The following is a 24,711-nucleotide window of genomic DNA, read 5'->3' as shown; positions in this document are numbered from 1 at the left end:
AATAACTAAAAAACATGAATTCTTAGAGTAAAAAGAAGCTGAATAAACGATGTATATAAGTATTTTATCAAAAACACTCTAACAAAATAAAAAACGCCTGAGTATTTATTTATATACTCAGGCGTTTTTTTATTTAAAATATTAAAGACTAATTTTTAGAATTTAATCATTTTACTTGGGACAACCCATTCGTTGAATTGTTCTTCTGTTAGAAGACCAGTTTCAAGTGCTGCAGCTTTTAAAGTTAAGCCGTTTTTATGAGCATGTTTTGCGATTTTAGCAGCATTTTCATAACCGATGTATGGGTTAAGAGCTGTAACTAACATTAGTGAGTTGTTTAAGAAGTGTTCAAGTTTATCTTTGTTTGCAGTAATACCCACTAAGCAGTGTTCATCAAAGCTGCGGATTACATCAGATAATAATTCAACTGATTGCATGAAATTGTGAAGGATAATTGGTTTGAACACGTTCAATTCAAAGTTACCTTGTGATGCAGCAAAGCCGATTGTTACATCGTTACCCATAACTTGTACAGCTACCATTGTAACAGCTTCACATTGAGTAGGGTTTACTTTACCTGGCATGATAGATGAACCTGGTTCGTTTTCTGGAATTGAGATTTCACCAAATCCAGAACGTGGACCTGAAGCTAACCAACGAACATCGTTTGCGATTTTCATCAAATCAGCTGCTAATGCTTTCATCGCACCATGAGTAGTAGCGATTTGATCGTGTGATGTTAATGCATGGAATTTGTTTGGTGATGGTACGAAATCTAAGCCTGTTTCTTTTGAAATTTCAGCAACAACCTTTTCATCGAAGCCATCTGGAGTGTTAAGACCAGTACCTACTGCAGTACCACCGATAGCAAGTTCGCGCATGTTTAATGCTGCTTCTTTGATCATTTTTTCAGAAGACTCGATCATGTATAACCAACCACTAATTTCTTGGCCAAGTGTTATTGGAGTAGCATCTTGTAAGTGCGTACGACCAATTTTGATCAAGTGCATAAATTCTTCAGATTTAGCTTTTAATGTTGCTTTAATTTGCTCTAAAGCTGGGATTAAATTTTTCTCAACAGCGATAGAAGTAGCGATGTGCATAGCTGTTGGGAATGAGTCATTTGAACTTTGAGATTTGTTAACGTCGTCATTTGGATGAAGGCGTTCTTCAGAACCTTTTGCTTCTAAGTATTCATTACCAAGATGAGCGATTACTTCGTTAACGTTCATGTTTGTTTGAGTACCTGAACCTGTTTGATAAATCACTAATGGGAATTGATCATCCCATTTACCTGCTACGATTTCATCAGCAGCATGAGCGATTGCTTCATATTTGATTTCAGATAGAGTACCAAGTTCAACACATACTTTTGCTACGGATTTTTTAAGGATTGCATAGCCGTGGATAAAATCGATTGGCATATGGTCAGAACCGATGCGGAAGTTTTGTTTACTTCGTTGTGTTTGAGCACCCCATTTGCTGTCTGCTGGTACTTTAACTTCTCCCATAGAGTCATGTTCAATACGGTATTCCAAGACATTCATCTCCATTTCTTTTGCTACGAGTTTTGTTCTCACTCTAACAATATGATAGCGTTTTCCCCTCTAATTGTCTGCAATTCTGTATTAAATTATAGTAAAAACCTTTTGAAAAAGTAAAAATTCTAATTACTTTACATTTAACCCCTATTCTAAGAAGTACTATGATGGCATAGGAGTTGGTGTTGGTGTTGAATATCCTTCTTTATAATCCTGATCAATTTGTTTGCGTATCTCTTTAAGTGAGGCACCTTCTTGTGCCTGTTTAATGGATTTAATCGCAATTTCTACACAAACAATACAACGTGTTCCATGATCATCCCAAACAACAGCACCATTGTCTTTTACCTCTTTTATAAAGCAATTTAAATTACTTTTATGATTAGCACTTTCTGCACATCCACAATAACATGGCATCCATTTTAAAATCTCGGTAGCTTGTCCAGCAGCTTTATATACAAGTTTTAAGTCTTCAGTTTGATTTTCTAAAAAGCTAGGTAAGATTTCTGCTGATTTTGTTTCTTCTTGAAGATCACCATTCGCTAGTTTGTGTTGATGATTTGCATGATTAGTATGCTCCGTTGTTTCAGTTGTCTTTGTTTGATGATGGTCATTATGATCTTCCTTTGACGATTCTCCTGAATTGTTTCCGCAGGCTGCTAAAAGCATCGTGCCTGCTAATAACACCGATAACCATTTTTTCTTCAATTTAAAACTCCTTTAAATACCTTTTTTCTTCATTATACCTTAGGAGGGTATTATATATAATGACAAATAGAAGACAATCTTCCACAAAAAATTGCCCGGCAAACCACCATTGGTCTGCTCGGGCATATTAATCTATTCACCTTCAATAGTTGTTGCAGCTGATGCATCGTCTTGTTGTTTTACATTATCCGCTAATCGCTCGATACTTGGACGTATTGTATATTTACCAGAATAATTCTCTAACAATTCCTTCATATCAATACCTGATGATGCTTTTAGTGTTTCTTGTAAAGTGGCCATTAAGTCAGTTGCATATCCTGTTACCTTATTTGCGCCTCCACCTTCTCCACCACCTGTATCAACTACTGTAATCTTATCGATGTTCGCTAATGGGCTAGCTACTTGTTTTGCATATTCAGGCATCATACGGATAATCATATCTAAAACAGCTGCTTGACCAAATTGCTCGAAAGCTTCTGCAATTTTACGTTTTGCCTCTGCTTCTGCAAGACCTTTCAGACGGATAATTTCAGCTTCAGATTCCCCTTGTGCACGTTCTGAATCAGCTTTTGCCAAACCGTCCAAACGGATTTTTTCAGCTTCTGCCTTTGCTTTCGCTTCGATGCGATATTTTTCTGCATCTGCTTGTGTTAATTGTTTCATCTTTTCAGCTGCAGCATTTTGTTCGATAGCATAACGATCTGCATCTGCTTTTTTCTTTACCTCTGAGTCATATTGCTTTTCACGACGTAAAATTTCTTTTTCTTCCAATTCAATTTGCTTTTGACGTTCAATGATTTGAATTTGCATTTCTTGTTCTGTTACTTCTTGTTTTGCACGAGCAGTTTCAAGCTCGTATGCTTGGTCAGCACGGGCTTTTGCAATATCTTGTTCACGACGAAACTCTGCTACTTTTAGTTGATTTTCTTTTTCAGCTTCTGCAATCTCAGTTGCACGTTCAAGTTCTGCCTTTTGTGCTTCTTTATCCGCTTCTGCACGTTTAATACGAGTTTCCTTTTCTGCATCTGCTGTTGCAATATCCGCATCACGTCTAACCTGAGCTATTCTTGGTTTCCCAAGTGAATCTAAGTAACCGTTTTTATCTCTAACATCTTTTATCGTAAAGGATACGATTGTAAGGCCCATTTTCGCTAAATCTTGAGAAGCAACGCGTTGGACTTCTTGTGAGAATTTATCGCGATTTTTGTAAATTTCTTCAACTGTCATAGACCCAAGAATCGAACGTAAGTGACCTTCAAGTACTTCTTTTGCTTCGTTTTCACGGTCTTCTTTCGGTTTACCTAAAAACTGTTCTGCTGCTGTTGCAATTTCTGAAATTGAACCACCTATTTTAATAATGGCAATCCCATCAGCCATCACCGGTACACCTTGTTCTGTATAAACTTCAGGTGTTGTTACTTCTAGTTTACTGGATAGTAAACTAAGAGGTTCAGCTTGTTGAAATACTGGTAAAACAAACGTACCACCACCACGGATAATTTTAATACGGTTTCCACCTTCATCCGTATGTACGTTTTTAGACCCTAAATAACTCCCTGTCACAATAAGTGCTTCATCGGGACCTGCAGTTCGATATTTTGTTACATACACTCCGATTATAGCTAATAAAATAACCACTACAATTATCCCAACAATTAAAATCGGTGATGCTAAAAATGACATAATAATTCCCCCTATTTTTATATAAGTAAGCCATTAAAATAATGGTTCATACTCTCTGACATATAACGTTCCTTCTTTCACTTCTACTATGAGTACCTTTGAATCATATGGTATTGAAACATGATCATAACTTGTTGCACGTTTAGATATAATGCCGTTAACTGTCTCAACAACCACTTCACCAAAACCATCGATGGGAATAGGTACAATCACCTTTCCTACTTGACCACCCAAGGATTCTTCCGTATACGCCATCGATACTTCAGCTGATTTCAAAGGAACGAGGATGAAATAATACATCAGGATATCTAGTACGATTGAAAAAATGGCAGAAATAATGGCGATAACGTAACTGTTCAAGGAAGTAAATGTTTCAATAATAAAACCAGTTGCAGAGAAGAAGGTTAAAAAAGCTAGAATAACTGTCGGATTAAAAAATGGAATTCCTTCTCCAATCCCATCAGCAATGTCACCAAAAAAAAGATATAAAATCATACAAATTGCTAAGAATAATAATGAGTACAGATACCATTGTTCAATAGACCATAAATTCAGCTCAATCATCTTCACCCCCTTTTCTGTTAATTTGTTCCTTTCTTTCTATATGTTATACGTTTGAATACAGCGGAAAGTTTCAAATTTTTCTAATTATTACAAGCGTGATTTTCAAATGTTACGGGAATGTAAATTTTAAAAAAATTCACAGGATTATTGTATTGGTTTCTCGTACAATTTGTTATGATTATAGTTGCGTTCAAAAATAAGATAGTAATGATTTATAGACAAATTAGGAGGCTTTATATGTTTAGCTCAAAAAAAGAAGACCCTTTCTTTACTGCGCTTTTGAAAGTTGCTAAAAATGTAAATGAAGCAGCTCATTATGCTGATGATTTTAAAATAACAGGCGTTGCAGATTTGAAAGAGCTTAGCGTAACACTTAAAAAATATGAAACAGATGGAGATTCGTTAATCCACGAATTAATCCAAATGCTGAATAAATCATTTATGACGCCAATCGAACGTGAAGATATTTTGGAATTAGCTGTACGAATGGATGATATTTTGGATGGTGTTGAAGGTTGTATTGCTCACTTTGAAATGTTCTCACTTACAGAAGTAGATGATTATATGAGAGATTTCTTAAAATATATTGTGTTAAGTACAGATGAAATCGCAACTGCGATGGAACATTTAACGAATAAAAAATTAATCAACATGCGCGAACATGCCATTCTCATTAAGGATTACGAACGTAAATGCGATGAAGTATTACGTACTTCAATTAAACAATTGTTCTTACATGAAAAAGACCCTATCCGCATTATTCAATTTAAAGATATTTATGAACAACTAGAAGAAGTGGCTGACTACTGTCAAAATGTCGCCAATTCAATGGACACTATTATAATGCGTAATGCATAGGAGCTGTAGAAACACATGAATACTTTAATAATCGTAACTGTTCTAGTAGTAATATTCGCATTACTATTCGACTTCATAAACGGTTTCCATGATACTGCAAATGCTATTGCTACTGCAGTTTCTACCCGTGCGCTTTCGCCTCGTGTTGCTGTAGTTTTGGCTGCATCAATGAACTTCATCGGTGCCGTTACATTTACAGGCGTCGCTAAAGCATTGGCAAAAGATATTGTTGATCCATTTTCACTTACGAATGGTTCATTCATAATATTAGCTGCATTAATATCAGCAATTATATGGAACTTGATCACTTGGTACTTCGGTATACCTTCAAGTTCATCACACGCAATTATCGGTTCTCTAGCTGGTGCTGCCATTGCTGCTGCAGGTTTCTCTGCTATAAACTATAACGGCTTTCTTAAAATCATCAAAGCCTTAATCTTTTCACCATTTATCGCAATTATTGTCGGATATTTGATGATGTCTTTATTTAAATTACTATTTAAAAACTTAAATTTATATCGTACCAACAAAAGCTTCCGACGAGTACAAATTGCTACAGCCGCACTTCAAGCATTTACACATGGTACAAATGATGCCCAAAAGTCTATGGGGATTATTACTATGGCTTTAATTTCTGCAGGATTTTTAAGTGGCAGTGATGGTGTACCTTTATGGGTTCGTATTGCATGTGCTGTTGCAATGGGTCTTGGTACTTCGATTGGTGGATATAAAATTATTAAAACAGTTGGCGGTAAGATTATGAAAATCCGTCCTGTTAATGGTGTCGCAGCTGATTTGTCTTCTGCACTTATTATTTTTGGTGCTACACAAATACATCTTCCAGTTTCTACAACTCATGTTATTTCTTCATCTATCATGGGTGTTGGTGCTGCACAAAATGCTAAAGGGGTACACTGGGGTGTTGCACGGAGTATCGTTATCACTTGGGTGATTACATTACCTATATCTGCATTAGCTGGTGCCGCCATTTTCTCTATATTTAAGTTATTTTTATAATTTGCAACCTGAAAAACTGTTAGAATTCTAACAGTTTTTTTATATGATCAATTTATTATATGGTATTTAATTTAGTCAGATTAACATAAAAACTCACTTCACAAATTGAAGTGAGTTTCTTTAATACGGGGATTTTAATGTATAAATATTGTTCTTGATAAAGTTCCTTGTGTCACTTCTGTTGAAAAACCTAATGATTGTTGGTTTGGTTGATGAGGGTTATTTTTATAAAAAGCTGATATCGAAATATAAACAAGTAGCAAACAAATAAGGACAATACCAACAACGATTAGTGCCATTCTTTTACCTGACATCTAGATCCACCTCTTCCTTTCAGAGTCCAAACTATTTGTTAGAAGGTTTAAATCCTTCCGCCAATAGATACTCTTCAGCATCTGAGCGTGTACCAAAGCTTTCTTCTAAGTTAAATCCATGATAGATATTCCAGAAAGGCTCATCATTAACAAGTAGTAATTGATCACCTGTACGATTGCGCCATATTTGTTCAATTTTCACTTCTTCAACGGGTTCATCTACTTCTGATAAATACATAATAGAATCTTCAATTACTTCGCGCAATTCTTGTTCAGAGAAGTCACGAATATTGACTAGTCCCTTTTCATCTGCCTTATAGCGAAGTAAATCTCCAACATAAACGAAGCCATTGCCATTAGGATGTAGTTTTTCAACTACAATTTTCTTATCATATTGACTACCTTCAAAATGGTAGTTTAAACGATTCATTGAAATTTCTTTACGTGTTAGTTCAGGAAAACTTTCAATGATTTGTTGTTTTTGTTCAAATGTTAACATAGTGATCTCCTTTGTCTTTGACAGTCTTTATTAGTATAGCATTTTTTGTCACTCAATCCTCTAAGACTAAAAGAACGAAATGAGTTGATATTCAAATCTCTCAACTCATTTCGTTATTATTCTTCGTCATTTCAACATAAAAATACTTATAAAAACCTTTTCTTTAATATTGTTGTTAATAACGTCATATATTTGTTATTATAACGAACAAAATCGCTTGGCTTAGCATCTAGCGTGAAATTTACCTTTTCTCCATTTTCAAGAATCTTAAATCCAGTTAGGGGAAGCAATGGTAGATCTCCTTCAATAAATTGCACAACATCCATAAGCTTTGAACATACTATACCTGCAACTTCCTCTACTTGAAGATGAAAATCAGTGAATGCTCCTTTTTGAATGGCCAAGAATACATGAGCAAATTCTCGATCAATCATTAGAGGCTTCTCAATAATACATGGTATAACGGCAATTTTCTCTAAATCCTCTTTTAACAATGATAAGCCCAGTTCTTCTCTCAATTCTCTAATACCGTCCTCAGGACTTTCTGTTGCCAATAAATGACCTGCAGCTGTAATATCAAAAAGCGAAGGATAGTCTTTTTTATCTGCACTTCTTAACTGAAAGTACAAATAATACTCCCCGTTCACCTGACTAATTAGCCAACAATGGAATGTCTCATGCCATAATCCATTCGCATGTATTTCCGCTCTTGTGGCAACACCAGTTTGTTTATGATTTTCATCAAAGGTTTTTAAAATCTCTGTCTCCACTAATTTCACCTACACATTTTTAGTTGCAGTAGTACGAATCTCTTTCCAATGTTGATAGACATTTTTTACAACAACTTTACCTACAGCATATAATGGAACTCCTAATAGAATACCTACAAACCCAGCAATATTACCTGCAGCTAAAATAATCGTAATAACAGTTAGTGGATGTATATCAAGAGTTTTCCCCATTACATTTGGTGTAATAAAGTTACTATCAATTTGTTGTGCAACTAGTGTGACTACACATACCCAAACAGCTTGCATAGGGTCATGTATAAGACCTACTATTACTGCAGGAACCAACGCAATCCATGGTCCAATGAACGGTACCATATTCATAAAGAAGGCAAAGAGAGCTAACAGTAATGCATATTCTAGTCCAATAATTTTATAGCCGATGAAAATAATAACTGCCAAGATGAAACTTATCAATAATTGACCTTGAATATAATTTCGTAAAACATCATCAATTTCTGATAAAGTTTTCTTAATCCATGCACGTCTTGATCCAGTGAATATATTATAAATTGTTGGAGCAAACTTTTCGTGGTCCTTTAGCATGTAGATAAAGAAAAATGGAACTAGTATTAAAACAAATGCTCCTGAAACAATACTTGAAATAAATTGCACTAAAAATTTACTTGTAAATACTGCGTAACCTTGAATTGAATTTGTTAAATTGTCTATCGTGTCATTTAGTTGTTCTGGAAGGTTTTCACGGTTTTTCAAGACATAATCGACCATATCTGAAAGTTCGTTAGCCAATGTTGGCGTTGCTTTCACTAAATTATTAATCTGAGTATTAATCGGCGGTACAACAATAGCTATAAACCCATAAACTACAACACATAGTAGTACTATGATAGATAGTATACTTGCCCAACGTGGAAATTTTCTCTTTTCTAAAAAGCGTTGAATTGGCTCTGTTACATAGTATAATATTCCACCCGCTAATAACGGGATAAATATAGCACTCAAAATAACTACAATTGGATAAAAGAGAGATTTAATTTCAAGAAAATACTTCAAGATTAACAAACCTAGAAGTATACCTACGCCTGCTTGAAACCATAGTTTTTTTGTCAATTATTTGCACCTCATTCATAATATTACCGAATTGTTATTCTCATAGTTTAAGTATACGCTATACTCTAAAAAACAGGAAATAACAACATCCATAAAAAAAGAATCTACCTTATAGCAGATTCCATCTTACATATAAAACTATACTCCCCAATTTGACTAGATTATGCATATATAATCTTCGGCGCCTTGCGAATAGAAACTACCCAATTCGTACCCGTCCCAACATGGTAGGCATCTGCAAAAGAGCCTTGGTTAATCGCAATCCCTACATTATCCAATGAATTAATATATAATAGTGGCTCACCCACACGTAAATCTGCGAAGGAATGGCCATACGTCATAATACTTTGATAAATTTTGCGATTATCCGTACTAATCGTTACCTCAAAGGTATCTCCATATTTTTTTGCTAATCGTTTAAACAGACTACGACGAATATTTGTCCATAAATTTCCGAAAGGTTTATCCACAATATCGATAAATCCAGTAATAATGTCATCTTCTATCGTAGATTCTTTAATATTCAGTTCTACAATATCTGAAACTTTAAGGGCTGGGCCTACTTCTTCAAATGAAATAATTCCTGCAGCTAAGCGTGCTCCCGTATAGGCAAAGATATCACGGCCATGAAACGTATGAGATTCACCTGAATTCGGTAGACGGTTAATCGTTTCATCGATCTCACGAATTTCCGCAATGCCATAGTAACGCTTTATATGAGTTAATGTCCCATTATCAGGTGTTACAATAAATTGATCATTCACTGTTTTTACAACAACTGCTTTACGGTCTGAACCAACCCCTGGATCCACTACAGACACAAATACAGTTCCTTCTGGCCAATATTGCACTGTTTGTAGCAAACGATAGCTTCCTTCCCAAATATTAAATTGTGGAATTTGATGTGTAATATCATATATTTTAATATCAGGATCTACACAATGTGATACACCATACATCGCACTAACCGCACCATCACTAATACCAAAATCTGATTGTAATACAAGTAACCCTTTTCCCATTTGAAACATCTCCTTATTGAAAATATATCTACCTAGGAACATTAGAAGTAAACGAGCTGATCATTCCCAATAAAAATAAAAACTCGTCCCCTCAATCATTTTGATTGTTAAGGACGAGTTGTATACTCGTGTTACCACCTTTTATTTGCCACTTACTCACATAAGTAGCCTCCATCAGTACAGAATGCAAAATAGCTTCTAGACTGTGATATAGGTAACGGGTATCAAATCCCGCTGTATCCTACTATTGCTTATTGCAAGTTCAGAAACAGAGCTCAGAGGCCATCTTTCAATTGATCAACTCCTACTTCTTTTCAGCTACCGAAGCTCTCTTTTAAGAAATACAATCAATTTACTTCTTCTCATCATCGCTTTTCATATTTCAACTATTAATGTATAGCTAATTAGTATGGATGTCAATGAATTGTTTGAAAATTTTTTATAGTTTATCATCTTGTACTGCATCTAAATATTCTTTAATTGCTTCCATAACAGTTTCTACGCATCCTTCGTTGAATGGTGATTCAAGATTTGCTTCAGCTACTAGTTTTGTAAATGACATTTTACCGCCTAATTGACATAGGTGGATATAATCCTTCCACGCTTCTTCGTGATTTTCACGAGATTTCTTCCAGAATTGGAATGCACATACTTGAGCTAATGTATAGTCAATATAATAAAACGGACTATTATAAATATGTGCTTGACGTTGCCAGAACCCGCCGCCTTCTAAATAATCAATACCATCATAGTCACGATGTGGTAAATAGGTCTGTTCGATTTTCTTCCAAGCTTCTTTACGCTCTTGGGGTGTCATTTCTGGATTTTCATAAACTACATGCTGGAATTCATCTACCGCTACACCATATGGTAAAAATAATAAGGCTTCACTTAAATGAGAGAATTTATATTTTTCTGTATCTTCTTTAAAGAATAGTTTCATCCAAGGCCATGTGAAAAATTCCATACTCATTGAATGGATTTCACAAGATTCGTATGTTGGCCAAATATATTCTGGAATGCCAATATTACGACTAGTATATACCTGGAATGCGTGGCCTGCTTCATGTGTTAATACATCAATATCACCTGATGTTCCGTTAAAGTTTGAGAAGATAAATGGTGACTGATAATCTTCGATAAATGTACAGTAACCACCGCCTTCTTTCCCTTTCTTTGCAACCAAGTCCATAAGATCTCTATCAATCATAAAGTTAAAGAATTCTGCTGTTTCAGGAGATAATTCCTCATACATTTTCTTGCCGTTTTGAACAATCCACTCAGGTGTTCCCTTTGGTATGGCATTACCACTTAAGAATTTTAGACCTTCATCATGGAATTTTAGTTGATCTACACCAATTCGTTTTGCTTGTCTTTCGCGTAATTGTGTCGCATATGGTACTACAACATCTCGGATTTGATCTCGATAATTTTTCACCATTTCTGCATTATAATCAATGCGATTCATCAATACATAGCCGAGTTCTACGTAGTTTTTAAAACCTAGTTTAAGAGCCATTTGATGACGCACTTTAACTAGTTCATCATAAATACGGTCGAAGTCTTCCTCATGTTCTTTAAAGAAGCCAAAACGAGCTTCTGTTGCAGCCTTACGTACATCTCGATTTGTAGACTCTGTGTAAGGTCCTAATTGTGCTAACGTTAACTCTTTGCCATCAAAAGAAATTTGAGCCGAAGCTACAAGTTTAGAGTATTCAGAGCTTAGTTTATTTTCCTTTTGCATGAGTTCCATAATTTCAGGTGCAAAACCTTTAATTTGATTTTCAGCTAAATCAAATAATTGAGCACCCCACTTATCTTCTAATTCATTGCGGAAAGGAGAAGCTAAGAGCGCTTTATAATACTCTGTTGTCAGTTCTTCCATTTCAGGCGTTTTTTCATCTAAAAAATCTCGTTCTTGTTGATAGAATTCATCGTTAGTATCTATAGAAGCACGAATATATACTAAGTTATATTGAGTTGAAAAATCATTACGAAAGGCATTAATTTTTTCAATAACTTTACTTTGTTCGTCAACTGACTTTGAACTATTAAACTCCTTTAAAAGCTCGTAGAAGTATTTTTTCCCTTCTTCAAGATTCGGACGTTTGTATTCATAATCTTTGAAAGTAACCAAAGTCATTCCCCTTTTCTTATATTTTTCGAAGTTCGAAGTATTAGGTTAATTATTTATTATATTCTGATAAAATGCAACTGATGATGTGAAATATGCGCTATTTTTTTGGAAATAACCCCTTATTTCAAAATAGTATAATGAAAACACTTATTTTTTTCACGAAATTGTGCTAACCTAATTTTATGCCCAATTTTTAAAGAGAGGTGCTTTACATTGGTAGGTCGTAACGATCCTTGTCCATGTGGCAGTGGCAAAAAATACAAAAAGTGTCATGGTAAAAATGCGCTAGGCGATATCACTACGATTGTTAGTGAAGAAATCGATCGTATTGTAGAAGGATTTGTCAAGGAAACTTTCCATTCTGCAAATTATCATGAATTAGAAAAGAGAAATCATCTTTGGCAAAACACTTTGCATCATGCATTTACAGATAAATTACTTGATACAATAGCAATGGAAACATATATTTACATTGATCACCCAGAGCTTTGGCAAAATTATATAAATAAACAAATAACTAAACAAATGCGCCAACAAGTAAAAGACATATTACAATCATGGTTACAACCTGTCTTTATGCTTGCTAGAGTCGACTCCCAAAGTCCTGAAGTAATAGCTATTACAGATATTGTGACAAATAAAAGCTATGTAATGAACGGAACACCTGCTAAAACGTTCTCAGGTAAATGGTTGTTTGGTATTTTCATGCCAGATGCACGTAAAGGTGAAAATGGACTAACTGCAACAAGTAGTGTAGTTTTCTTGCCAAATGAAAAGGAAAACATCGTAGAAGCTTTACGTCTAAAACTTCAAAATGGTTATGCCGATTCAATGGATTTATACAAAACATTTTTAGAAGACAAAAACGAATCTAATTCTAAAGTAAACGAAAAACCAACAGATCCTACAAAAGACGTTAAGGATGAAGTTGCAGCAACCAAAGAAACTTCAACTGAAATGGCTCCATTTACTACAGAAGTACTAGAATTTGTTAACAAATATGTAAATGAGTATAAACTTGATGCAGCTGAATTCTTAGAATCTCTTACAAGTTTCTTAGAAAATACAGCTATTAAAGCGAAAAAAGCAGAAACAGTTGCTGCAGGTGCTGTTCTAGCTGGACAAGCAAATAGCGCCATTTCTGAAGGTGGTTTAACCAAAGTCAAAGATGTTGCAGCATACTTTGGAGTATCCGCATCATCTATTTCTAAATATCGTGATCAAATAACTGAATTTCTTGCTAAATAATGCCACAAAAAATGCGCCTCTGAGGATTCTCAGGAGGCGCATTTTTATATTTATCGAAATGCTCTAATTATTAATCTAGAATCTGTACTAAACATAGTTTCTATTTTCCTGTTACGAAAGATTTTAAAAGCGCGAAACGTTCTCGAAATCTCACTTTGTTTTCAATACTCTTAGGTGTTTTCGCCGAAATAACATCACATTTTATATGCAGTTCCTTAGAGAGCATTTTGGCACGAGCTAAATGATAATCGCTCGATACAATTGTTAACCCCTTCAATTCATCCCCAACAATTTCCTTTGAATTTAGTAAGTTCTCATAAGTAGACGTAGATTGATCCTCCACGATAATTTGAGATTCAGGAAAACCTCGATCGATTAAATATTGTTTCATAACGGAAGCTTCAGTCGCATCTTCGTCCGGCCCTTGACCACCTGAAACAATAATTTGGATGTCCGGATATTGCTTAGCATAATCTAATGCCGCATTTAAACGAAATGCCAATGCTTTTGAAGGAATGGCTCCCCTTTTCACTTTCGCTCCAAGAACGATAACATATTTGTACTTTCCATTTGCTTTTGGTTTTTCTCCATCTATTAACCATAAGGTTGTGATAGTCCAAAAGAATAAGATAGGTATACAAAAAATCAGTAAGATTACCATAAGCTTCTTCCTCACCTCAATGTCACCTTCTTTTTAATAGATACAATTACAGATCAAGCTATTTTATCTCAATAATAACTTATTACTTCTTTAAGTTTAATCCTTTCGAACAATTCCTAAAAGCTAACTTATCAATAGTATAAGTTATTAGTACTGGATATTTCCATCTACTTACTTAAAATTTTCAATATTTTTCTGAAAATTAGCCTAAAAAAATCCAGTGGACAAAACCACTGGATTTTAATATCTATAAATTATGATACGTATTACATTTCAACATTGTGATAAACTTGTTGAACATCTTCTAAATCATCTAAAAGGTCAATAAGTCTTTCAAATTTTTCAAGATCTTCGCCTTCTAGTTGAACTTCAGTTTGTGGTAGCATTGTTAACTCTGCAACACCAAATTCAGTAATACCTTGTGCTTTTAATGCTTCTTGAACCGCATTGAATTGATCAGGTTCAGCATAAATAATTGTTGAATCGCCTTCTTCGAAAACGTCGCGAACATCTACATCAGCTTCGATTAGAATTTCTAGAATATCATCTGCAGATTTACCTTCTAAAGCAAAAACTGCTGTTGCATCGAACATATATGCTACAGAGCCACTGACACCCATGTTACCGCCGTTTTTACCAAAAGTAGCGCGTACATCTGCTGCTGTACGGTTTACATTATTAGATAAAGCGTCAACAATAATCATTGAACCATTAGGACCGAAACCTTCATAACGTAGGTTATCGTAGTTTTCTTCGCCGCCGCCTTTTGCTTTTTCAATAGCGCGATCAATAATATGCTTTGGTACACTGTATGTTTTAGCACGTTCTAAAACAACTTTTAATGCTCCATTAGATTCTGGATCTGGTTCACCTTGTTTTGCAGCTACATAAATTTCTCGGCCAAATTTCGCATAGATACGTGCTGTTCCTTGGTCTTTTGCAGCTTTTTTCTCTTTAATATTATTCCATTTACGTCCCATTGGATTCACTCTCTTTCAATATAATATATATATAAATTAAGAATGGGTAAACACCCATATAGTTTAGGACATTAATTTACTGTTGTATTATACACTATAATAAAAATAATTTGTATATTTGTAAAAAGAGAAAACTGTCATAGGTAAGAGTATATTGTACTAAAAGTAATTCTAATTCTTACTATTAATCAATTAAAAAATACAATAATGTCTTCTACAGTCTACTTTACTTCTAACTTTCTATTAATGCTCCATATTATTATCTTCTTCAATTTTCTGCAATAATGCTTTACAGCCCTTTAAGCATAGCTGATAGGTCTCTTCAAAATCCCCTGTAAAATATGGGTCCGGTACATCTTTAGGAACATCTAACAAATCGAGCAAGCGAAAAACCTTTAAACTATCCTTTTGCCCTAGCATTGGTAATGCATTTTGAATATTGCTTTCATCCATACAAACGATATAATCAAATCGATCATAATCATTTCGTTTTAGTTCCCGACTATACATCCCTTGAGTAGAAATATTATGCTCAGCAAGTTTTTTGACTGTTCCTTGGTGTGGCCCTTCTCCTATATGCCAATCACCTGTACCTGCCGAATCGATAATAAATCGCTCTTCTATCCCACGTTCATTTACAAGATTACGAAATATTGCTTCAGCCATTGGTGACCTACAAATGTTTCCTAAACAAACAAATAACACACCTATTTGCATAATTAAGCTCCTCTAAAAACATTATTTATCATTAAATTTAAATGGATAAAATTGAAATTTGACTTCGCCTGTTACTGATGATTTTTTGATAAATCCGTATTCACGACTATCACTACTATTTTGACGATTATCCCCCAAGACAAAATAAGTATCCTTTGGAACTTTAGATTCACCAGTCACTTCTTTTAATGTGAAATCCTCTGTAAAATGATCCCCCATATCTTGATACTCTTGAATACCTTTTTTCAAGTAAGGTTCACTATATTTTTTTCCATTAATATATAGCTTATCATTTTTTACTTTAATCGTATCACCCGGTAGACCTATAACGCGTTTAATATAATGATCATCCTCTACAGGAGATTCAAAAACGATTATGTCAAAACGATCAATATGACTTGTCTTACTAATAATAATTTTATTATTATTTTCGTATGTAGGCTCCATTGATTCACCCTTAACAGTTACCGGTGAGAACAAATATTGTCTACATAAAACCGCAATAACGACCGCAATTAGAATTGGCCATATCCATGATAAAACTTCTTTACTGAGACTTCTTTTTTCCATTTTATTTCACCCTTTAATTTGTGGCTTCAATTTTTTATATAGCTATCAATATTATGCCACCCTTATTGGAGTTCTGTCATCGAATATTGATAAAATTAAATAAAACTGTGCTTTCATAAGCTAATAGCTAGACTTTTATGTATCTAATAATTGGTTGTAACGTGTTTCAAATCAACAAAAAAAGATGTCTATTTAGCTTAATATGCTTTAAATAGACATCCTCTTGAAGAAGATCACGCCTGCTATGTATTCGGCTGTTCTTTCAAAGTTTCTAAATGCTTCTCTGTAATACCCAAAACCTCATACACCTTCTGTAGAGTAGTTTCTCTCACTTTACTGTCTCCACGTTCAATTCGGCTTACAGTTTTTTGTGTGACATTCGCACGTTCCGCCAATTCTGATTGTGTTAATCCCACTGACATGCGCTGTTTAAAGATGATTTGACTACGCTTTTCCGCCATCACTTCCAAAGGAGTTTTCTCCCTTTCAACATTATCATCTTCCCGTTCAAATAAATCTACAGAAACCATCTAACCACCCCTTAAAAGAAATTGTGTTCTACAGTATTCTTTTATTTCGTTACTTTATAAAATAAATCATTGAACTTAGAAGAAAGTAATATTGCCCTAAGATACAACAGATACGAAAGAATTAATGTTCTTGTTGTGAAATTTTTTCTTCTAGCTGCTCTTTTAAAGTAACTAGTTGCTCCTCCAAGTAATGTGTAAATTCTTCCCTACCTTCTCTCCCTCTTGCTGTAACATAAAAAGGTTCCCCATAGATTAAATATCCTTTTTTACGTACAAAAACCTCTTTTGGTGAATTGGGTCCAATATAAGCTGCTGGGATAATAGGCGCTTTTGAAAGTTGAGAAATTGTAACAGCGCCTTGTTTCAAAGACGCGCCTTCTGCATTTCTTGTACCACTCGGGAAAATTCCTACGACTTTTCCTTCTTTTATCAACTTCATAGGTACTTTTAAAACACTGGGGCCAGGATTTTCACGATCTACTGGAAAAGCATTCATCTTTGTTATAAACCACCCAAGTAGTTTATGATCAAAGAGCTGTTTCTTAGCCATAAAATGAATTGGTTTCGGGTAAATAGAAACACCAAGATTCAAAATATCAATCCATCCAGTGTGTGTACAAGCAATTACATAGCCACCCTCTGCTGGCAAATAACGCTTATTATAAACCTTTACCTTATTAAATAAGCCTAAAAACTTTACAACAAATAAACCTACAAATTTATACACTTTCTTACTCCTAACTCTCAAGAATATATGAAACCATCCTGTTCTATATATTCTTGCTTAACCTATACATGTAAAATGTATCTTACTTAAATTAAAAAATGATAGATGATTCATATATGAATCTATTCTCTATTTCCCTTAATTTATATTGTAATCTAATTTTTCAAAATGTGTACCAATTGTACAAAATTTGTTAAAAAATAATTTGTTTTTTCAAACATTTTAAGTTAGTTAAGAAATACTAATAGGATTTCGAGCAACGATTATTGTTTATGTAGAAAAATACATGAAATTTACTAAAGGAACATAGCTATAATTCTTTGATTATGTCTACTGTGCGTGGGTAAAATCACAAATCCATTTAAGGGAATTATCTTATTTAAATTTGGATTTGGTTACTTTACTATCTGTTTTTGCAAGAAAGATCATCAGTGCAAATAAGCTTATAATATTTAATAAAGTACCTCCAATTAGTAATATCCACTGTATATTAAGTGGTATATCCTTTGTTACCCCAAAAGTAATACAAAGTGAACCAATTGCTATCAAAATCAAATAAAGTGGTAACCTTTTAAACAATGTTATGCACCTCTTTCCTTTAGAACTTTTAAACTAATCTTATCCCTTATTGTTTGAATCTTCAATATTCACCAAGCGTGAAGTGAGTATTTATCATCAATCACTTTCGGCAATAATATAAGTTGAATAGATTCAAGAAATTGTTTGTACTTTTTTTCTATAATATTATAAACGTATTCATCTGTCACAAAATAATATCGCCTTGTTGCTTTAGTCTTGCTTAGTAACCGACAGTCCTGAAAGAATATACTTCGCTGACTCGGATTAAATTCGGAAGATAAAGTTTCTGGAGTAGTATTTAAAATAGCAGCAACTTCTTCTCCATTCGGTGCTTGTTCTTCAAATATAAAAGTAAATTCGTCCTGTTTTTTAATCTGTGAATGAACTAATTTTAATAAGTGCTTTTCTATTAAGTATTGCTGCATCAATTGTATGGCCATGTAGTTAATAGCTTGATCAACTTTTCCAAAAATTCGTCGACATTCACATAACACTTCGAATTGAGATAATAATGATTCATCAGAAAAATGCCGATACCTATTTTCTTCAAAGAATTGTTGAGCACTATTCAATTTCTCCATAATATTACGAAGAGATTCACTCTCCCTATATGGTGTATCTTTCGTAGGAATTGTTTTAGAAATCAATGCCTCTCTAATTATCCTATTCTTCTTTTTTGTTAAGATTTCCTTTGATACTTTTACGAACTCAATACACCGACCATACTGTATAGTATCTACACGAAAACCAGCTTCAATCCATGCAGCTGCTTGAACATACGTGCCGCTTTTAGTATTTCCCCACCAAGCTTGATATTTGTATGCAGATTTCGGTAATTTTGCATGTATGATTTCTTCTATTTCTTCAAATGTGAGTACAACATGTTTCTCTTCCTGTTGTAAAAGATATTTATATAACGGAAAATATTTGCCTTGTACGTTATGTTTGGCCATCTAAATTACCCCTTCATATTGGAAGTTCTAAGTTGTTTTATTTTAACATTATTGTACTAAAAATTCTAAATATTCTTTCTGCAAAAAGAAGTGGAAGACATATTCAAATTAGTCCGCCATTTCGAGATTATAACAACGATAATAAATTTGCTGACAAATGACAGCTAACTTAAAATAAGCAAACGAAATCTCGTGAACGATGAGAATAATTAAGAAAGAGGCTGCCCCATAAGTAAAAACTTACGGGGCGGCCTCTTCTCTTTGTAAAAATATCAGCTATATAGTTCCTGCAGTGATCAAATCAAGACCACCATTTCTAAGGCAAGCTATGTCTTAAAAAGTTTTTTTCTCTGCGTAATATTCTTTTAATTCATTGTAATACTTATTCAATGAAGAAGTGGAAACGCCGAATTGTTCCGCTAAATCTTTGACTGTGATTTCTACAGGTTCAAATAGCCCCACTTCTCCTCCAAATCGAATAGCACCAGCTGCAATTGCAACTGCCTTACGTGCTTTCGGTTGTTTCTCCACAACATAATCTTCTACAATATCTAATACTTCTTTTGGATTTCGATCATGGGATTCCAAAAATTCTAGAATTTTTAAGAATACATCAGCTTCAAAATCAGTAAATTCTCCGCCTTCAAATCCATGCTCCCCAAGGTCCTTCCAAAAGCTTAAAGAATGTTCTTTCCAGAATCCTTCTTCATCAAATTGATGTTGGCCTTTATATTCAGTAGCAAGTTTTTCAAATACTTCATGATGATCTTTCGGGAAGAAAATCATGCTAGAAACAGCTAAGTAATGGTTTTCTTCGTTTGAACCATCTGGTAATTTAAAGCAAAATACATGAACATCAACAGGAATCGGTTTATCACCTTCACGACGTAAGTGAACTACTTCTTCAGTTAAAATATTTTGAACAACCATATACTTTTCTTCTACATCAATAACTTTAGCAACCATCATTGTTGGATGATCCCAAGTATTAAGTACTGCTAATGTCGATGGTCTTACAGTTTCTTTTTTTGTCTTTTGTAAATAGCCTGTCCAAATATCGGTTCTTTCATGGAAAAAGAAAGCATCCATTGCAACTGCTTCAATCATATCTTCCACTAAATATGCTCCGACAGCCTTTTGCCATTTATCTGCAACTTCACCGTAAGCTCTGTAGTCTTTTCTTAACGGATAGACATCATAGAATGTCTGTAAAACCCGTTCAAGTTCTTCTGCATATACCTCTTCAACTGTAACTGCTTCTTTTAAGGCACAGCATTTTTTGTACTTTTTACCACTACCGCATGGACATGGATCATTACGTCCTGGCATTTTAACACGTCCTTTATTTTTAAGTGCTGTATAAGCATAACATGTTTCTTTCATTATCAAAAGTTACTGATTGATGGAGTTACAACCCGACCTCATGGCAAATAACCCTTTTTCTACCCTTAAATTATTAGAAAGATTTACTTATAGAACCTTTACTTTTACTAAATAATCAATGAAAACTTTGCGTATGTGTGGTACGGTTTATTTATGAAAAAATTTATTCCTTTAATCATTTTATTGTTGGTTATTTTTATCTCATCAAGTCAAACGTATGAGCAACAATCTATTGTTCCTACATTAGAAACATATTTTCCAAGTAAACCCCTTGAACCACTTCTATCAAAATTACATTTTCATTATTACGGGATGGAAATCTCTGTAGAATCAAGAGGCTACTATTACTTTTTAGAATTTCTAATTCGAAAAGCAGCACATTTCGTTACATTTGGTGCAATCGGAATAGCCATTTTACTAGCACTATCCAACTTCAAACAACGAATACTTATTTCTATATTAATGTCATTTCTATTTGCAATAATGGATGAAACACATCAATATTTCACCTCAGGTAGATCAGCCTCTTTTCAAGATGTTTTGTTAGATACTTCGGGTGCTATTACATTTATAGTAATCTTTATATTTATTAGAAAGCTCATACGAAAAAAGCCCACAAAAGCGTAATTCTTTTGTGGACTTTTTATTTATACTTTTCCAATTAATATATCTAAATCTATCGTGATTTCTTTCACTCTAGTTTGATCAATAGCAGCTACTTGGTGCCACCCCATTGGCGTCATGTGCAATAACATAGGCACAAGTTCTTCATTGATGGCGACTGTTTGAGTAATTCTTTGCACAGTAACGTTACTAAAGTTTTCTTTAAATCGTTCTACTGTATGATTGTTTGAATAAGACTCTTTATCTGAATCAGCAAAAAACAATTCACGTAGTTGGTGAAGATATCCACTTTGCGGTACTACTTTTACCACACAGCCATTGGGACTTAAAAGCCGTCGGAATTCCTTATAATTTGCTGGGGATAAAATATTTAAGATCACATCAAAGCTAGACTTTTGGAATGGGCTTTTTGCTAAATCTCCTACACACCAAATCATCTCTTCATAGTTTCTTCCAGCAGTAATAATACCTTCTTTTGCAATATCAATTCCTGCTGAGACCATTTGCAGACCTATTGCATCTTCAAACTTTTGTTTAATCTTTGCTAAATGAGAACCCTCACCACAACCAGTATCTAGAACTTTGATATCTTGTTTAAATGTTAGTAATAATTCTACTATAGCTTGATGTAAAGGTGCATAAAGACCGCTTCCTATAATTTGCTTTCGTGCTTCAAACAAATCTTTGCCGTACATGGATGTAGCGGCGTGCGTCATAAAATTTACATATCCTTGTTTTGCGATATCAAATGTATGATGATTTTCACATGTCACTACACATTCGTCAGTCACTTCCATTTTCTCATGGCAAACAGGACAAGCAAAGATTGCTTGTTGTTCTCTCATATAATTTGCACTTGCTACCTTTCTCGATAATCCCATGAAAACACCTCGTTTAAACTTCTCTTTCATTAGTATATAACTTACTTTTCTTTGTAGACATATCTTTTAGATATCGATGAAGTACTTTCTACTAGTGTTCCACTTTGTTTGGCGATACAAGTGCATAACGTTCCCACTTGCGGCTCTTCCACCTAAAGAATACAAGTATAGCACGGCACCACTCATCTGCAGCAATCGCAAGCCAAACTCCAACAAGTCCTAAATGCAAATGGAAGACTAAGAAGTAACCCAATGTTAAACTCATACACACCATTGAGAAGAAGCCAATCACAACCGGATATTTTGCATCTCCCGCTGCTCGCAACGTGTTTATAATCGTAATATTAAATGTTCTCCCTGTCTCCAGTAAAACACTTAAAAGCAAAACAGAAGCCCCGATTTTAATCACTTCAGGATTGTCTGTGAATATTCTCATCAATGGGTACCTGAAAATCATAACAAAAACTACCATCACGAGAGTAAAAGAAATTGCCCATTTCACACTAGTCCATAGTTGTTCATAAGCATCGTCTTTTCGATTGGCTCCAACATACCGGCCAACAATAATTGCTGTACCAGAACCAATTGCCATAGCAAATAGATATGTAAACATCGAAATATTATAAGCATATTGTCGAGCAGCTAATGCTTCTGAACCTAAAAAAGTAACATAATATAAGAACGTAATTTGACATCCCTGATAGAGCACTTGCTCAAGAGCAGAAGGAATTCCAATCGCCAAGATTTTCTTAATATATTCCTTTGGTAAAGCTAAATAATATTTGAAGTCAATTCGAAATTCTAGAGCCTGATACAATAACCAGAAGAAAATCGCAAGTGCGATGACACGACTAATAACTGAAGAAATTGCTGCACCCTGAACACCTAATTCCGGAAAACCAAATTTACCAAAGATTAAAATATAGTTTCCAATAATATGTAGTACATTCATCGCAACGGATACATACATTGTTTGTCTAGTCCAACCGTGTACACGTACAATGGCTGCTGCTGCATTGATCAATGCTTGTAAGAATATTCCGCCACCAATGATTGCTAAATATTTATCTGCATATATCAGTACATCGCCATGCAAATTCATTGCAAGCATCATTTGCTTTGAAAAGAGCACAAAAAATGTACTTAATACCAATCCAATAACAAGATTCATCGAAATAGCAACAGCTGCAATCTTGGGAACCTCTTCGTATCTTTTAGAACCTAAATATTGTGCCACCACAATCGACGCACCGTTACCAATCACTTCTAATATTAATATTGTTATATGAATAAATTGATTGGCCGCACCTACACCTGCCACTGCATCATCTGCTAAAGCACTAAGCATGAATGTATCTGCTACACCCATCAATGTAAATAAAAATACTTCTAAAAAAATGGGCCATGTTAAATGGAATAAGCTTAATTTTTCTTTAGAACCGTTTCTTTTCATTACTTGTTCCATGTCATCGCCTTTCTTTCTTTATTGAATTTTGAAACAATGTGTGTATCGTATCATATCCTATCCTACTACGCTATCGAATATGAAAAAAATTCGCCGAATACTCGACGAATTTAAAAGTACATATTTCAAAAAGTTCTTATTTTTACTACATGAAAGCGTTTAAAGAAATCCACCAATTTTTATGCAAAAAAGTAACTTAAAATTAGACCTACTGAAGATAATAAACCATAAAATGTGTTTGTCATTGCCGTTGACTTCATAGCAAGTCCTAATTTCGCTGGTTCTTTTTCTCCCTCTTTAAAGCTTTTAATAGCAGTGATAGGCTTAGGAATACTGATAAATACCACCAGTAGCCATGGACTTACAATTCCCATTATGATTAAAACAACCATCCATGCATATGCAATCACAAAAGATAGTCCTAATAGATTAATAGCATTTTCTCTACCTACAAGAATCGCTAAAGTTTTTCTACCACCGAGAGTATCCTCTTTTATATCTCGAATATTATTAGACATATTGATACCGCCTACTAAAATACCGACCGGAATCGATACAAGAAGGCTTGTCATGCTAATACTTCCAGCTTGGATAAAATAAGATATTAATACAAATGCAAATCCCATACTAAGGCCAGCGAATAATTCACCAAATGGAGTATATGCAATCGGATACGGTCCTCCAGTATACAAGTAACCAATTGCCATCCCTACTACGCCAATAGCTACAAGCCACCAACTACTACTCATACAAATATAAATGCCAAGAATAACAGCAATTGCATATAATAGTAAGGCAAAATTTAATACGGTTTGAGGTTTTGTGCCATGTCGTACTAATGCCCCACCAATTCCAACAGATTCAGCTGTATCTAATCCTCGTTTAAAATCGTAGTATTCGTTAAATAAGTTGGTTGCAATTTGGAGGCATAGACAGCATACAAGCATAGCAATAAATAATATCCAGTTGATTTGGACATCAAACATTGCAAGTACTGTCCCCAAAATTACAGGCGAAAATGTTGCCGTTAAAGTATGCGGACGCGTTAATTGCCACATCAGCTTTGCTGTACTAATCTCCTCTATTTGTTGATTACGATTGTTACTCATAATCTACTTCCTTTCAATCTTTATCTACAACTATTCTATATTAACTGATTTTTTTCATTCGTGCCAAAAATGCTTCTTCATA

General features: G+C 34.3%; 25 protein-coding genes and 1 other annotated feature. Of the genes, 4 read left to right on the top strand and 21 right to left on the bottom strand.

Going from position 1 to position 24,711, the window contains the following annotated elements; genetic code table 11:
- Positions 1-155: 155 nt before the first annotated feature.
- The 4 genes from fumC to D1606_RS11450 all read right to left on the bottom strand — a co-directional run bounded on the left by fumC (position 156) and on the right by D1606_RS11450 (position 4,493).
- Complete coding sequence (gene fumC, locus D1606_RS11465; RefSeq protein WP_119416152.1) at positions 156-1,538, bottom strand: class II fumarate hydratase; 1,383 nt, start codon at positions 1,536-1,538, stop codon at positions 156-158.
- 165 nt (positions 1,539-1,703) lie between these two features.
- Positions 1,704-2,249: a PCYCGC domain-containing protein gene (locus D1606_RS11460; protein ID WP_233548088.1), complete on the bottom strand. Its 546-nt coding sequence runs from the start codon at positions 2,247-2,249 to the stop codon at positions 1,704-1,706.
- Positions 2,250-2,381: 132 nt separating this feature from the next.
- Positions 2,382-3,932 carry a flotillin lipid rafts scaffold protein FloT gene (locus D1606_RS11455; RefSeq protein ID WP_119416145.1) on the bottom strand — a complete coding sequence of 517 codons (1,551 nt, stop codon included), beginning with the start codon at positions 3,930-3,932 and terminating at the stop codon, positions 2,382-2,384.
- Positions 3,933-3,965: 33 nt separating this feature from the next.
- Positions 3,966-4,493 (bottom strand): NfeD family membrane protein, encoded by a 528-nt coding sequence (locus D1606_RS11450; RefSeq protein WP_164489598.1) that lies wholly within the window; start codon positions 4,491-4,493, stop codon positions 3,966-3,968.
- A gap of 240 nt (positions 4,494-4,733) precedes the next feature.
- Between D1606_RS11450 and D1606_RS11445 the strand changes: the two genes are divergently transcribed.
- Together D1606_RS11445 and D1606_RS11440 are read left to right on the top strand one after the other, a co-directional pair.
- The gene (locus D1606_RS11445; RefSeq protein ID WP_119416144.1) at positions 4,734-5,354 is read left to right on the top strand and encodes a DUF47 domain-containing protein; all 621 of its coding nucleotides are present in this window, start codon (positions 4,734-4,736) and stop codon (positions 5,352-5,354) included.
- A 15-nt stretch (positions 5,355-5,369) separates the two neighbouring features.
- Positions 5,370-6,371: an inorganic phosphate transporter gene (locus tag D1606_RS11440; protein ID WP_119416143.1), complete on the top strand. Its 1,002-nt coding sequence runs from the start codon at positions 5,370-5,372 to the stop codon at positions 6,369-6,371.
- A 134-nt stretch (positions 6,372-6,505) separates the two neighbouring features.
- Here D1606_RS11440 and D1606_RS11435 read toward each other — a convergent pair whose 3' ends face one another.
- From D1606_RS11435 to D1606_RS11410, 6 genes are all read right to left on the bottom strand, one after another.
- The gene (locus tag D1606_RS11435) at positions 6,506-6,685 is read right to left on the bottom strand and encodes a hypothetical protein (RefSeq protein ID WP_119416142.1); all 180 of its coding nucleotides are present in this window, start codon (positions 6,683-6,685) and stop codon (positions 6,506-6,508) included.
- Positions 6,686-6,716: 31 nt separating this feature from the next.
- Positions 6,717-7,184, bottom strand: coding sequence for a hypothetical protein (locus D1606_RS11430; protein ID WP_119416141.1), 468 nt, complete (start codon positions 7,182-7,184; stop codon positions 6,717-6,719).
- A gap of 146 nt (positions 7,185-7,330) precedes the next feature.
- Positions 7,331-7,954 (bottom strand): NUDIX hydrolase, encoded by a 624-nt coding sequence (locus D1606_RS11425; RefSeq protein WP_119416140.1) that lies wholly within the window; start codon positions 7,952-7,954, stop codon positions 7,331-7,333.
- Between the two features lie 9 nt (positions 7,955-7,963).
- Positions 7,964-9,043, bottom strand: coding sequence for an AI-2E family transporter (locus D1606_RS11420; RefSeq protein ID WP_119416139.1), 1,080 nt, complete (start codon positions 9,041-9,043; stop codon positions 7,964-7,966).
- Positions 9,044-9,204: 161 nt separating this feature from the next.
- Positions 9,205-10,065 carry an SAM hydrolase/SAM-dependent halogenase family protein gene (locus D1606_RS11415; RefSeq protein ID WP_119416138.1) on the bottom strand — a complete coding sequence of 287 codons (861 nt, stop codon included), beginning with the start codon at positions 10,063-10,065 and terminating at the stop codon, positions 9,205-9,207.
- Positions 10,066-10,171: 106 nt separating this feature from the next.
- Positions 10,172-10,443, bottom strand: a binding site (T-box leader).
- Between the two features lie 61 nt (positions 10,444-10,504).
- Complete coding sequence (locus D1606_RS11410; RefSeq protein ID WP_119416137.1) at positions 10,505-12,202, bottom strand: M3 family oligoendopeptidase; 1,698 nt, start codon at positions 12,200-12,202, stop codon at positions 10,505-10,507.
- 213 nt (positions 12,203-12,415) lie between these two features.
- Here D1606_RS11410 and D1606_RS11405 point away from each other — a divergent pair, with 213 nt between their 5' ends.
- Positions 12,416-13,450: a YecA family protein gene (locus D1606_RS11405; protein WP_158582363.1), complete on the top strand. Its 1,035-nt coding sequence runs from the start codon at positions 12,416-12,418 to the stop codon at positions 13,448-13,450.
- 100 nt (positions 13,451-13,550) lie between these two features.
- On the opposite strand, the gene D1606_RS11400 is transcribed toward D1606_RS11405, so the two are convergent.
- The 8 genes from D1606_RS11400 to D1606_RS11360 all read right to left on the bottom strand — a co-directional run bounded on the left by D1606_RS11400 (position 13,551) and on the right by D1606_RS11360 (position 20,550).
- On the bottom strand, positions 13,551-14,126 hold the full coding sequence (locus D1606_RS11400; RefSeq protein ID WP_233548087.1) for a YdcF family protein: 576 nt from the start codon (positions 14,124-14,126) through the stop codon (positions 13,551-13,553).
- 251 nt (positions 14,127-14,377) lie between these two features.
- Positions 14,378-15,091: a YebC/PmpR family DNA-binding transcriptional regulator gene (locus D1606_RS11395; protein WP_119416134.1), complete on the bottom strand. Its 714-nt coding sequence runs from the start codon at positions 15,089-15,091 to the stop codon at positions 14,378-14,380.
- A 243-nt stretch (positions 15,092-15,334) separates the two neighbouring features.
- Entirely contained in the window at positions 15,335-15,808 is a 474-nt protein-coding gene (locus tag D1606_RS11390) for a low molecular weight protein-tyrosine-phosphatase (protein ID WP_119416133.1), read from the bottom strand.
- A gap of 21 nt (positions 15,809-15,829) precedes the next feature.
- Positions 15,830-16,378 carry a signal peptidase I gene (gene lepB / locus D1606_RS11385; protein ID WP_119416132.1) on the bottom strand — a complete coding sequence of 183 codons (549 nt, stop codon included), beginning with the start codon at positions 16,376-16,378 and terminating at the stop codon, positions 15,830-15,832.
- Between the two features lie 242 nt (positions 16,379-16,620).
- Positions 16,621-16,908 carry a helix-turn-helix domain-containing protein gene (locus D1606_RS11380; protein ID WP_119416131.1) on the bottom strand — a complete coding sequence of 96 codons (288 nt, stop codon included), beginning with the start codon at positions 16,906-16,908 and terminating at the stop codon, positions 16,621-16,623.
- 121 nt (positions 16,909-17,029) lie between these two features.
- The gene (locus D1606_RS11375) at positions 17,030-17,635 is read right to left on the bottom strand and encodes a lysophospholipid acyltransferase family protein (protein ID WP_119416130.1); all 606 of its coding nucleotides are present in this window, start codon (positions 17,633-17,635) and stop codon (positions 17,030-17,032) included.
- 647 nt (positions 17,636-18,282) lie between these two features.
- Positions 18,283-19,167, bottom strand: a complete 885-nt coding sequence (locus tag D1606_RS11365) for a DUF7662 domain-containing protein (RefSeq protein ID WP_119416128.1) — start codon at positions 19,165-19,167, stop codon at positions 18,283-18,285.
- A 333-nt stretch (positions 19,168-19,500) separates the two neighbouring features.
- The gene (locus D1606_RS11360; protein WP_233548086.1) at positions 19,501-20,550 is read right to left on the bottom strand and encodes an SEC-C metal-binding domain-containing protein; all 1,050 of its coding nucleotides are present in this window, start codon (positions 20,548-20,550) and stop codon (positions 19,501-19,503) included.
- A gap of 153 nt (positions 20,551-20,703) precedes the next feature.
- Between D1606_RS11360 and D1606_RS11355 the strand changes: the two genes are divergently transcribed.
- Complete coding sequence (locus D1606_RS11355) at positions 20,704-21,177, top strand: VanZ family protein (protein WP_119416127.1); 474 nt, start codon at positions 20,704-20,706, stop codon at positions 21,175-21,177.
- A gap of 20 nt (positions 21,178-21,197) precedes the next feature.
- Here the strand turns inward: D1606_RS11355 and D1606_RS11350 are convergent, their stop codons facing one another.
- From D1606_RS11350 to D1606_RS11340, 3 genes are all read right to left on the bottom strand, one after another.
- Positions 21,198-22,055, bottom strand: a complete 858-nt coding sequence (locus D1606_RS11350) for a putative RNA methyltransferase (protein ID WP_119416126.1) — start codon at positions 22,053-22,055, stop codon at positions 21,198-21,200.
- Between the two features lie 91 nt (positions 22,056-22,146).
- Entirely contained in the window at positions 22,147-23,520 is a 1,374-nt protein-coding gene (locus tag D1606_RS11345) for an MATE family efflux transporter (protein ID WP_119416125.1), read from the bottom strand.
- A 179-nt stretch (positions 23,521-23,699) separates the two neighbouring features.
- Positions 23,700-24,629: a 1,4-dihydroxy-2-naphthoate polyprenyltransferase gene (locus tag D1606_RS11340; RefSeq protein ID WP_119416124.1), complete on the bottom strand. Its 930-nt coding sequence runs from the start codon at positions 24,627-24,629 to the stop codon at positions 23,700-23,702.
- Positions 24,630-24,711 lie beyond the last annotated feature (82 nt).

The sequence above is a fragment of the Rummeliibacillus sp. POC4 genome, from assembly GCF_003576525.1.
In the GTDB taxonomy this organism is placed as follows: Bacteria; Bacillota; Bacilli; order Bacillales_A; family Planococcaceae; genus Rummeliibacillus.
The sequence above is the reverse complement of the archived record's forward strand: the minus strand, read 5'-3'. Positions and strand labels throughout refer to the sequence as shown.

Excerpts from the sequence above, each read along its gene's own strand:
- D1606_RS11455 (WP_119416145.1), bottom strand. The coding sequence starts at position 3,932 with ATGTCATTTTTAGCATCACCGATTTTAATTGTTGGGATAATTGTAGTG.
- D1606_RS11445 (WP_119416144.1), top strand. The coding sequence starts at position 4,734 with ATGTTTAGCTCAAAAAAAGAAGACCCTTTCTTTACTGCGCTTTTGAAA.
- D1606_RS11440 (WP_119416143.1), top strand. The coding sequence starts at position 5,370 with ATGAATACTTTAATAATCGTAACTGTTCTAGTAGTAATATTCGCATTA.
- D1606_RS11435 (WP_119416142.1), bottom strand. The coding sequence starts at position 6,685 with ATGTCAGGTAAAAGAATGGCACTAATCGTTGTTGGTATTGTCCTTATT.
- D1606_RS11430 (WP_119416141.1), bottom strand. The coding sequence starts at position 7,184 with ATGTTAACATTTGAACAAAAACAACAAATCATTGAAAGTTTTCCTGAA.
- D1606_RS11415 (WP_119416138.1), bottom strand. The coding sequence starts at position 10,065 with ATGGGAAAAGGGTTACTTGTATTACAATCAGATTTTGGTATTAGTGAT.
- D1606_RS11395 (WP_119416134.1), bottom strand. The coding sequence starts at position 15,091 with ATGGGACGTAAATGGAATAATATTAAAGAGAAAAAAGCTGCAAAAGAC.
- D1606_RS11390 (WP_119416133.1), bottom strand. The coding sequence starts at position 15,808 with ATGCAAATAGGTGTGTTATTTGTTTGTTTAGGAAACATTTGTAGGTCA.
- lepB (WP_119416132.1), bottom strand. The coding sequence starts at position 16,378 with ATGGAAAAAAGAAGTCTCAGTAAAGAAGTTTTATCATGGATATGGCCA.
- D1606_RS11380 (WP_119416131.1), bottom strand. The coding sequence starts at position 16,908 with ATGGTTTCTGTAGATTTATTTGAACGGGAAGATGATAATGTTGAAAGG.
- D1606_RS11365 (WP_119416128.1), bottom strand. The coding sequence starts at position 19,167 with ATGGCCAAACATAACGTACAAGGCAAATATTTTCCGTTATATAAATAT.
- D1606_RS11360 (WP_233548086.1), bottom strand. The coding sequence starts at position 20,550 with ATGAAAGAAACATGTTATGCTTATACAGCACTTAAAAATAAAGGACGT.
- D1606_RS11355 (WP_119416127.1), top strand. The coding sequence starts at position 20,704 with ATGAAAAAATTTATTCCTTTAATCATTTTATTGTTGGTTATTTTTATC.
- D1606_RS11350 (WP_119416126.1), bottom strand. The coding sequence starts at position 22,055 with ATGGGATTATCGAGAAAGGTAGCAAGTGCAAATTATATGAGAGAACAA.
- D1606_RS11345 (WP_119416125.1), bottom strand. The coding sequence starts at position 23,520 with ATGGAACAAGTAATGAAAAGAAACGGTTCTAAAGAAAAATTAAGCTTA.
- D1606_RS11340 (WP_119416124.1), bottom strand. The coding sequence starts at position 24,629 with ATGAGTAACAATCGTAATCAACAAATAGAGGAGATTAGTACAGCAAAG.